At 72.9% G+C, this 9663-nt stretch carries 12 protein-coding genes and 1 pseudogene; 7 read left to right on the forward strand and 6 right to left on the reverse strand.

The genetic code is table 11. The features are described 5' to 3' along the window. Window positions 1-338: pseudogene (locus K6I33_RS25560) on the reverse strand (hypothetical protein); the annotation flags it as partial. Between the two features lie 300 nt (window positions 339-638). On the opposite strand from K6I33_RS25560, the gene K6I33_RS25565 reads away from it, so the two are divergent. The 5 genes from K6I33_RS25565 (at window position 639) to K6I33_RS25585 (ending at window position 5391) form a co-directional block, all read left to right on the forward strand. Continuing rightward, window positions 639-1682: an energy-coupling factor ABC transporter permease gene (locus K6I33_RS25565; protein WP_229356881.1), complete on the forward strand. Its 1044-nt coding sequence runs from the start codon at window positions 639-641 to the stop codon at window positions 1680-1682. 1 nt (window position 1683) lies between these two features. Next, on the forward strand, window positions 1684-2460 hold the full coding sequence (gene cbiQ / locus K6I33_RS25570; RefSeq protein ID WP_229356882.1) for a cobalt ECF transporter T component CbiQ: 777 nt from the start codon (window positions 1684-1686) through the stop codon (window positions 2458-2460). Continuing rightward, on the forward strand, window positions 2457-3233 hold the full coding sequence (locus tag K6I33_RS25575) for an energy-coupling factor ABC transporter ATP-binding protein (protein ID WP_374285813.1): 777 nt from the start codon (window positions 2457-2459) through the stop codon (window positions 3231-3233). The genes cbiQ and K6I33_RS25575 overlap by 4 nt, the downstream gene beginning before the upstream one ends. 108 nt (window positions 3234-3341) lie before the next feature. Then, window positions 3342-4517, forward strand: coding sequence for a serine hydrolase (locus K6I33_RS25580; RefSeq protein ID WP_229356884.1), 1176 nt, complete (start codon window positions 3342-3344; stop codon window positions 4515-4517). A 31-nt stretch (window positions 4518-4548) separates the two neighbouring features. Next, a complete protein-coding gene (locus K6I33_RS25585) occupies window positions 4549-5391 on the forward strand; it encodes an SDR family NAD(P)-dependent oxidoreductase (RefSeq protein ID WP_229356885.1) in 843 nt (280 codons plus the stop codon). Here K6I33_RS25585 and K6I33_RS25590 read toward each other — a convergent pair. Next, the gene (locus tag K6I33_RS25590) at window positions 5329-5682 is read right to left on the reverse strand and encodes a GntR family transcriptional regulator (RefSeq protein ID WP_229356886.1); all 354 of its coding nucleotides are present in this window, start codon (window positions 5680-5682) and stop codon (window positions 5329-5331) included. The genes K6I33_RS25585 and K6I33_RS25590 overlap by 63 nt on opposite strands. Before the next feature lies 1 nt (window position 5683). Beyond that, on the reverse strand, window positions 5684-6667 hold the full coding sequence (locus tag K6I33_RS25595) for a hypothetical protein (protein ID WP_229356887.1): 984 nt from the start codon (window positions 6665-6667) through the stop codon (window positions 5684-5686). A 107-nt stretch (window positions 6668-6774) separates the two neighbouring features. On the opposite strand from K6I33_RS25595, the gene K6I33_RS25600 reads away from it, so the two are divergent. Next, window positions 6775-7599: a DUF6159 family protein gene (locus K6I33_RS25600; protein WP_229356888.1), complete on the forward strand. Its 825-nt coding sequence runs from the start codon at window positions 6775-6777 to the stop codon at window positions 7597-7599. Window positions 7600-7637: 38 nt separating this feature from the next. Here the strand turns inward: K6I33_RS25600 and K6I33_RS25605 are convergent, their stop codons facing one another. From K6I33_RS25605 to K6I33_RS25615, 3 genes are read right to left on the reverse strand one after another with little or no spacing between them, the layout of a single operon-like run. Then, on the reverse strand, window positions 7638-8501 hold the full coding sequence (locus K6I33_RS25605) for a helix-turn-helix transcriptional regulator (protein WP_229356889.1): 864 nt from the start codon (window positions 8499-8501) through the stop codon (window positions 7638-7640). Window positions 8502-8525: 24 nt separating this feature from the next. After that, window positions 8526-9050: a DUF6879 family protein gene (locus tag K6I33_RS25610; protein ID WP_229356890.1), complete on the reverse strand. Its 525-nt coding sequence runs from the start codon at window positions 9048-9050 to the stop codon at window positions 8526-8528. Then, window positions 9025-9264: a hypothetical protein gene (locus tag K6I33_RS25615; protein WP_229356891.1), complete on the reverse strand. Its 240-nt coding sequence runs from the start codon at window positions 9262-9264 to the stop codon at window positions 9025-9027. Before K6I33_RS25615 ends, K6I33_RS25610 begins: the two co-directional genes overlap by 26 nt. A 153-nt stretch (window positions 9265-9417) precedes the next feature. Between K6I33_RS25615 and K6I33_RS25620 the strand changes: the two genes are divergently transcribed. Next, a partial coding sequence (locus K6I33_RS25620) for a DUF6415 family natural product biosynthesis protein (protein WP_229356892.1) occupies window positions 9418-9663 on the forward strand: 246 nt, incomplete at its 3' end.

The following is a 9663-nucleotide window of genomic DNA, read 5'->3' on the forward strand; positions in this document are numbered from 1 at the left end:
GCCCCGCACGGCGCCGCCGCCGGGGCCCGTTCCGGGGAGCCGTGCGGGGTGGACGGACTGGGCCTCGCGGGCTTGCCGCCGGGAGGGTCGGACTCGGGGCCGGGCTTGGGGGGCCGCGAGTAGATGTCCCCCTCGTCCGGTGCCGGGCCCTCACAGGCGGTCTCGTCGTAGTCGCCGGGCAGCCCGGCGGCCCGGGGCCGCGCGTGATCCGTGCCGGACGGTGGCACGGCCCGGGCGGTGGTGCCCGGAGCCGCTGCCAGGAGCAGGGCGGCAGCGGTGACGGTGGACGCGAGGAACGGCCGCCGGTACCGGCGCACGGATATGTCCTGCGATCGCATGGGACCTCCTTCGATGGCTCCGCGGGCAAGGGCAGAGCAGAGATGGCCGTTATGACGAGTGAACCGATGAACGGGACATATGCCTGAGAGGGTGTCGAATCACCCGACTGGCCCCGGAGGGTGAACCATCCGTTCCGTGGGTGGGGCGCGGGCCCTGGCGAGGGGCGCGCAGTCGCGCCGCACACGCTCTTGCCACCCATTCGCAGGACGCCCCTATCATCGAGCGGTTCACGGCCGGACGAACGGCCGGACATCACGGCCGCCCAGGCGGCCGGTGAGACGGAGAGACGGAGAACCGTCATGCACGTACCCGACGGGTTCATCAACGCCCCGGTGTCCCTGGCGACCGGGGCCGTCGCGGCGTCCGCCGTCGCGGTCTGCCTGCGCGGCGCGCGACGGGAGCTGGACGAGCGGGCCGCGCCGCTCGCGGGGCTGGTGGCGGCGTTCATCTTCGCCGTGCAGATGCTGAACTTCCCCGTCGCGGCGGGCACCAGCGGCCATCTGCTGGGCGGAGCGCTCGCGGCGATACTCGTCGGCCCCTACACCGGGGTCCTCTGCATATCCGTGGTGCTGATGATGCAGGGCGTGCTGTTCGCCGACGGCGGGCTCACGGCCCTGGGCGTCAACATCACCGATATGGCCGTGGTCACGACGGTCGTCGCATACGCCCTCTTCCGGCTGCTGGCGAAGGCGCTGCCGCGCCGCCGTTCCTCCGTGACCGCCGCCGCCTTCGTGGCCGCGCTGGTGTCCGTCCCGGCGGCGGCCGGCGCCTTCACCCTGATCTACGCGCTGGGCGGCACGACCGACGTGCCCATCGACAAGGTCGCGACGGCCATGGTCGGCGTGCACGTCCTCATCGGCGTCGGCGAGGCCGTCATCACGGCGCTGACCGTGGGCGCGGTCGTGGCCGTCCGCCCCGACCTGGTCTACGGGGCGCGGGGGCTGGCCAAGCCGCTGGAGATCCGCAAGGCGGACGGGACGGTGGTCCCCGTCGAGGTGTCGAAGGCCGCCCCGCGCCCGGTCCGCAAGATCGCCGCCGTCGGTCTCGTGCTCGCCCTGGCGCTCGCCGGCTTCGTCAGCTACTACGCCTCCACCAGCCCGGACGGCCTGGAGAAGGTCGCCCACGACAAGGGCATTGACGCCAGGACCGAGGAGCACGCGGCCAAGGACTCCCCGCTCGCGGACTACCAGGTCAAGGACGTCCCGGACGCCCGGATCTCGGGCGGGCTGGCCGGTGTGATCGGCGTCGGCGCGACGCTCGCGGTGGGGACGGGCGTCTTCGTGGTCGTACGCCGCCGCCGGAGCCGGACGCAATCCGCGGCTCCCGTCTCCGAGAGCGTCTGACATGGGCGCCGGACACGCCCACAAGCTCTACCGGCACGCCCGGTCGCCGGTCCACGAGCTGCCGCCGCACTGCAAGCTCGCGGCCGTCTTCTGCTTCGTCCTCGTCGTCGTCGCCACGCCCCGCGAGGCGGTGTGGGCCTTCGGGCTGTACGCGCTGCTGCTCGCGGCCGTCGCGGGCGTGGCCCGGGTGCCGTACGGCTTCCTGCTGCGGCGGCTGCTGATCGAGGTGCCGTTCGTGGCGTTCGCGCTGCTGATGCCGTTCGTCGTCCCCGGCGAGCGGGTGGACGTCCTGGGGCTGTCGCTCAGCGGGCCCGGGCTGTGGGGCGCCTGGAACATCCTGGCCAAGGGCACCCTGGGCGTCGCCGCCTCGGTGCTGCTGGCCGCGACGACCGAGCTGCGGGCGCTGCTGCTGGGGCTGGAGCGGCTGCGGATGCCGCCGCTGCTCGTCCAGATCGCGTCCTTCATGATCCGCTACGGCGATGTGGTCACGGACGAGATGCGGCGCATGCGCATCGCCCGGGAGTCGCGCGGCTTCACCGCGCGCGGGGTGCGCCACTGGGGGGTGCTGGCCAAGTCCGCGGGGGCGCTGTTCATCCGCTCGTACGAGCGTGGTGAGCGCGTCCACCTGGCGATGGTCAGCCGGGGGTACACGGGCACGATGCCCGTGATCGACGACGTGACCGCGACCCGTGCGCAGTGGACGCACGCGGCCGCGCTGCCGCTGGCCGCGCTGGCGGTCTGCCTGACCGGATGGACGACCGGATGGACGACCGGATGAACGACGGGATGGACCCTGACATGACCCCCCTTTCCCTTGAGGTCTCCGGGCTGGCCTTCGCCTACCCCGACGGCCACCAGGCCCTCTTCGGCGTCGACCTGACCGTCGGGCGCGGGGAGCGGGTGGCCCTGCTCGGCCCCAACGGCGCAGGCAAGACCACCCTCGTCCTCCATCTCAACGGCATCCTCGGCGGCGGCGTGGGCTCGGTGCGGGTCGCCGGGCTGCCGGTGACGAAGCCGAACCTGGCCGAGGTGCGGCGCCGGGTCGGCATCGTCTTCCAGGACCCGGACGACCAGCTGTTCATGCCGACCGTCCGCGAGGACGTGGCCTTCGGCCCGGCCGCCGCCGGGCTGCGCGGGCCGGAGCTGGAGGAGCGGGTCCACGCCGCCCTGGAGCGGGTCGGCATGGCGGACTTCGCCGACCGGCCCCCGCACCACCTCTCCTTCGGGCAGCGGCGCCGGGTGGCGGTGGCCACCGTCCTCGCCATGGAGCCGGAGATCCTCGTCCTCGACGAGCCCTCCTCCAACCTCGACCCGGCCTCACGGCGTGAGCTCGCCGACATCCTGCGCTCCCTGGACGTGACCGTGCTCATGGTCACCCACGACCTGCCGTACGCGCTGGAGCTGTGTGAGCGATCGGTGATCCTCAGCGGTGGGGTCATCGCCGCCGACGGGCCCACCGGGGAGCTGCTGTGCGACGAGGACACCATGCGGGCCCACCGTCTGGAGCTGCCGTTCGGCTTCGACCCGCGCACGGCGGTCGTACGGGGATGACCTCGGAGGCGACCCGGCGGAAGGCGACCCCCGTCCACGACCACTTCCGGACACGTTGCACCATGGTGGATGGTTTTGTAGCGATCGGCACAGTGGGAGCGGAAAACAGTGGTGGACGTCCAGGGCACGGTGACGGACGGCTTCGAGCCGGTCCGGGACGCCTTCGTGGAGAACTTCGCACGGCGCGGTGAGCGCGGCGCGGCCGTGACCGTCTACCGGGACGGACGGAAGGTGGCCGACCTCCGGGCCGGCACGCGCGACGCCGACGGCGGCGAGGAGCCCTGGCGGCACGGCACCGCCCAGATCGTCCGCTCCGCCACCAAGGGCGTCGCCGCCGCCGTCCTCCTCCTGCTCCACCAGCGCGGCCAGGTGGACCTGGACGCGCCCGTGGGCACGTACTGGCCCGAGTTCAAGGCGGCCGGCAAGGAGCGGGTCCTCGTCCGGCACCTGCTCGCCCACCGCGCCGGGCTGCCCGTGCTGGACACCCCGCTCACGCCCGCCGAGGCCGTCGACGGCGTCAGCGGCCCGCGCGCCCTCGCCGCCCAGGCCCCCGCCTGGGAGCCCGGCGCGGACCACGGCTACCACGCCCAGACGTACAGCTGGCTGCTCGGCGAGCTGGTGCTGCGGGTGACCGGGCGGTCCCTGGGCACGTGGGTGGCCGAGGAGATAGCCGGGCCGCTGGGCCTGGACCTGTGGATAGGCCTGCCGGACGCCGAGCGGCACCGTGTCGGCCGCATCGCCGATATCGAGGCCCCGGCCGCGCCCGCCGGCGCCGGGCTGCGCGTACGCCCCAAGGCGTCCGTCACCGACGCCTACCGCGACCCGGACTCGCTGACCCGCCGCGCCTTCGGCGCGATCACCCCCGCCGCCGACGAGAACGACCCGGCCTACCGCGCCGCCGAGCTGCCCGCCTCCGGCGGCATCGCCACGGCCGACGCGCTGGCCCGCTTCTACGCCTCGCTGATCGGCCCGGTCGACGGCGGCCGCCGGCTCTTCGCCCCGGCGACGCTGACCCTCGCGCGGACGGAGGAGTCGGCGGGCCCGGACCGCGTCCTCGTCGTGAACACCCGCTTCGGCCTGGGCTACATGCTCCACGGCCCGGCGTCCCCGCTGCTGGCCCCCGGCTCCTTCGGCCACCCCGGCCGCGGCGGCTCCCTGGCCTTCGCCGACCCCGAGTCGGGCATCGCCCTCGGCTACGTCACCAACGGCATGCAGAAGAACGTCACGGCGGACCCGCGCGCCCAGGCGCTGGTCCGGGCGGTTGCGCGGTCGCTGAAGGGGTAGAGCCGGCCGTCGGCGGGGTAGAGCTGGCCGCATGACCCGAAGGTTCGAGGGCTATGCGGTACTCATCACGGGCGCGGGCCGGGGCATCGGCGAGGCCACGGCGCGCCGTTTCGCCGCCGAGGGCGCGCGCGTGCTCGTCACCGACCTGGACGGCGAGCGCGCGGCGAAGGCCGCGGCGGCCCTGCGGGCGGACGGGCTCACCGCCGACGCCCTCGCCTGCGACATCGGCGACAGGACGGCCGTCGAGGCCGCCGTGGCCTTCGCCGCCGAGCGGTACGGCCGCCTGGACGTCCTCGTCAACAACGCGTACTCCTTCCACCCGGACCCGCCGCTGGTCGAGGACTTCGAGGACGAGGCGTGGGCCCGCGACCTCGACATCACCCTCACCGGCGCCTTCCGCTGCGTCCGGGCCGCCATGCCCCTGCTGGCCGCGGCGGGCGGCCGCGCCTCGGTCGTCAGCGTCGGCTCGGTCAACGGCGAGCAGGACTTCGGCAACCACGCCTACAGCGCGGCCAAGGCGGGCCTGGCCGGCCTGACGCGCACACTGGCAGGCCACTGCGCGGCCCGGGGCGTACGCGTCAACCTCGTGGCGCCCGGCACGATCCGCACCCCCGGCTGGGCGGGCCGGGAGGACTCGCTGGACCGGGCGGCCGAGCACTACCCGCTGGGGCGGGTCGGCCGGCCGGAGGACATCGCGGCGGCGGTGGCCTTCCTGGCCTCGCCGGACGCGTCGTGGATCACGGGGGTGACGCTGCCGGTGGACGGCGGGATCCTGATCGGGAACGTGGGGCTGCGGCGGGCGCTGCGGCGGTCATCCCAGGACGGTCCGGACGAGGTCGACGATGTCGTCATCGGAGAGGCCGAGCGCGCGTGACTCGGTGACGAGCTCCCGCGCCCGCGCGGCGAGCCGCGCCCGCTCCGGGGACGGGCCGCCCGTCACCACGGCCCCGCGCCCCCGGCGCAGCTCGATGAGGCCCTCGTCGCGCAGCTGCTGGTAACCGCGCAGCACGGTGTGCATGTTGACGCCGAGGGACGCGGCGACCTCCCGCGCGGACGGCAGCCGTTCGCCGGGACGCACGGAGCCGTCGGCGATGGCGCCGCGCAGCCCGCCGGCGATCTGCTCGCCGAGGGGGACGGGGGAGGAGGGGTCGACCCGGAACAGCACGTCAGACCTTCCCGCCGATGGAACGTTCCCTGTCGGCCAGGGTGTTGAGCAGGGCGGCGGCGGTGGCCGCGTCGTCGACGGTGACGACGAACTCGCTGCCGGTGGTCAGCCGGGCGCTGAGCGCGTCGCCGGAGCGCAGCACGATACCGCTGATGCCGGGGTGGGCCCGGTAGCCCCAGCCGCCGAGGTCGCGCAGCGCGTTGACAGGGCGGTGGGTGGCCTCCTCGATCCGCTCCAGCGGTACGTTCAGGCGCGGCCAGGGCAGCGCGGCGGGCGTGACGGTGATGCCGCGCCGGTCGGCGCTGACCCGCACCCGGCAGAGGACGACCAGCGGCACCCCGAAGCCGAGACAGATCAGCCCGCCCGGCCAGCCCGCGACGAGCCCGACGAACACGGCCGTGGCCAGCATCATCGCCCCGACGCCGAGCTGCGCGCGCCCCCCGACGACACGGGTCCAGCTCGCGCTCTCGCTCGCGGCGAGGGGCAGCCGCGCGGCCCCGGCGGGCGCCCGCTCGCCGGCCGGGGCGGGGATCTCGTCCCGCCCGGCGAGCATCCACCCCAGTACGCCGTAGACGGCCGCGGCGGCGAAGCCCAGGCCGGCCTGCCAGCCGGGGAGCGAGACCGTGGCGGCGTCACCGTCCACGCCCACCTCGGCGTTGGCGCGGATTATGCCCACGACGATCCAGCCGAGCACCACGGCGACACCGCCCCCGGTCGCGGCGACCCCGCGCTGCTGCGGCCCGGGCGCCGACCGCGTCAACCACGTCAGGAACGCGAACACCACGCCCAGGGCGAGGAGCACGCCGAGGGAGACGAAGAGGAACGCCCCCGGATCGTCGAACCCGTCGGCCTTGTTGCCGGAGCCGATGTGCGTGGCCATGGGATGCGGAAGCCGGTCGCGGAACGAGCGATAGGCACCGGCGACGGCGGCGCAGACGAGGGGGTAGGGGAGGACAGCGACGAGAACGCGACGTGTGGTGTGCATGGTTGGGCACCTCCAATTGTTTGCATAGTAATAGAACAACCTGAGCTTGTGGCCTCTCGTGCCCGCTGTGGAAGGATGCGGCGTCTGATTGGCCGAAAAGGGGTGGCATGAAACGAGGAATCGTCAGAACGGCCTTCGGGATGCTGAGGCGCCGGCCGGCGCTCCTGTGCTTCCCGGCGATGAACGTCGCCGCGCTCGCGGCCGTCCTGGCGGCCGCGTGGGTGCTGCCCCTGAACGGCATCCGGGACCGCGCGCTGGACAACCAGACCCCGACGACGACTCAGACCGTGGGGCTCTTCGCCCTGCTGGCCCTGCTGTCCTGCGTGGGCACCTACTTCACCGCGGCACTGCTGCACTCCGTGCGCGCCCTGCTGGCGGACGACCGGCCCACGATCCGCGCCTCCCTGGGCGCGATGCTGCGCCGCATGCCGACGCTCGCCTGCTGGAGCGTGCTCGGCAACACCGTCGGGGTGCTGCTGCAGATCGCCGAGTCGACGGCCGGGGTCTCCTGGCTCTTCGACATGGCCGGGCTGTCCTGGTCGCTGCTCACCTACTTCGCCCTCCCGGTCCTCGTCGCCGAGGGCTCCGGCCTGCTCACGGCCCTGCGCCGCTCCCTGGCCCTCGGCCGGCGGGAGCTGGGCGCCCAGGTCGCCGGATTCGCGCGGGTCTTCCTGACGACCGTGCTCGTGGCGGTCGTCGGCGTGGCGGCGCTGATCCTCGCGGTCGAGACGGACGACGTAGCCGTCATGCTCGCGGCGGCGGGCGGCGTGGTCGTCCTGTGGCTCCTGACGGGCATCGCCTCGTCCACCCTGTCGGGCATCTACCGCATGTCCCTCTACCACCGCGCGTCCGCGACACCCCTCCCGCCCTCCCCGCCCTTCCGGTCCTCCCGTTCCGCGCTACCGGCGGCCCAGGTGGGTTTCCGGCCGTGACGGGGTGGGCGGCGGCCGTTGGCAGCGGTAATCACCCTTCAGGTGGCGGTGCGATCCAGATCCTCGATGGCTGAGACGATGAGCGTCCGGGCGCTGGAGCCGTAGACCGCCATGCGAGCGAGTTCCGCGAACGCCTTTACGTACAAGCCGACCTCGCTGGGCTGCTGGACGGTCGCCCGGGCCGACAGCAGCTCCACGGACACCAGCTCGTCGTCGTACACATGGAACGTTTCCATGGGCCAGACCCGTCGTGTGTCTGCCGTGAACGGGATGATCCCCAGGGAGACGGAGGGGAGGGATCCGACGGAAAGCAAGTGGCCGAGCTGGCCCGCCATGGTTTCCGCATCACCTATCCGGTAGCGGAGTACGGATTCCTCGACGAGCAGGGCGAACCGGTGATCGCCTTCGTGGAGAACTCGCGACCGGGCCAATCGGGCCTTGACGGCGTCGTCCACATCATCGGGAATCTGGCGAAACCCTGTGATGGCCGAGAGCAGCGCGGTCGCGTAGCCCTCGGTCTGCAGCAGGCCGGGGACCAGCGTCGACGCATAGACGCGGAACAGCCGTGTCTCCTGAAACAGCGATGCGTACGACTCCTGCAAACGGCGCAGCCCGGTCCGCTGCTTGCGCCGCCACTCCATCCACATGGAATGAGCTGTGCGAGAAGCGGCGATGATGTCCGCTGCCTGGTCCTCGGCGTCGCAGGCGGCGCACCATACGCGAATGTCCGCGTCCGACGGAGGGGTCCTGGCGTTCTCGATCCGGGAGGTTTTCGCGGGATGCCATTGCCCGCGAGCAGCCAGCTCACGCCCAGTGAGCCCCGCGTCCAACCGGAGCTCGCGAAGCCTGGACGCAACGGCTTCGCGGGCGGCCTGGGCGCTGGACGAAGGAGACCTGTTCATGAGCCGGCTGTCACGTATCGGGCCCTATACGTGGAAGTCTTCGTGCGGGACGGCGCGGGCCCAGACGGCTTCGAACGCCGAAGCGCAGTGGTTCACCAAGGCCGGTTCCTCGCGCATCTCGCCGCCCGCCGACGCGCCGTCGCCTGTGAAGTGGTTGAACCTCACCAGCCTGTCGTCGAAGACCCAGAAGTCATTGCCGGGCAGGCAGAGGTCCGACGCGCGCCGACGAGGTAGCCAGCGGACCGATTCGCCGGCCGCGACATTGGTGAACGTGCCGCTGTGTTCGTACCTGATGTACTCGCTGACGGGCTCGGACACGATGCGGGCCCGGCGGATCGTCACCCCACGACCGACGGTTTCGGTCACGAGGTCCAGCCAGGGGCGCCACCACGTCGTACGGTCCGTGGGGTCGTGCCGGTATCCGGCTTTCCAGGCCGCGAAGCCGGACTTCTCGTAGTCCACCGCGTACGTGTCCCGTGTTTCCAGGTGGACCGCGGAGCGTTCGCAGCCGCGGAGCAGTTCCTCAAAGCCGGGCACGTTCTGCGGCATCACAGGCCTCCCTGATCGTCTGGGCCATGCGGGCGGGCAACCGGACCACGGCCTCGGTCGGCGGGATGGGGCCGGTCTCCAGGCACCTGCCCAGGAGCTCCCCGCCGGCCTTCCACCCCTGGAAGACGAACTCCTGCCTGTCCTCGTCGAACCACACCGTGGGGCACTCGCCGTCGCCCGTGTTCGGGTCGATGCCGACGAATCGTAGGGCCATGCCTGCCTCCCATGCAGAGTGGGTTGCGGTAGCTTGCACAAGCCTTGCGGTGCAGGTCGGCAACGTCAAGTGGGCGGATCCAGCTCGGAATTGGCGCGCAATCCCGTGCAATCCTGATGAGGGCGTCGCCGCCGCGACCATACGGTCCGTCGCATGCCAGCCACACGTATGAAGGGACCGGCCGTCAGCGGCTCCGAAGACGACACCGCGACCGCGATGTCGCGCTACGTCGCCGACGCCATCCGCCGCGCGATCGCGGACCCCGCTGCCCTGCCCCGGCACGAGGAGGTCCAGGAGACCACCGCGTGCCTGCGCGGGTTCCTGGAGAAGCTGCTGCCGGTCGCGGAGGCGCACGTCGGCCGCATGCCGCCGACGGCGCCGGACGGGGAGGGGGTGCGG

The organism is Streptomyces sp. UNOB3_S3, assembly GCF_020740895.1.
Lineage (GTDB): Bacteria > Actinomycetota > Actinomycetes > Streptomycetales > Streptomycetaceae > Streptomyces.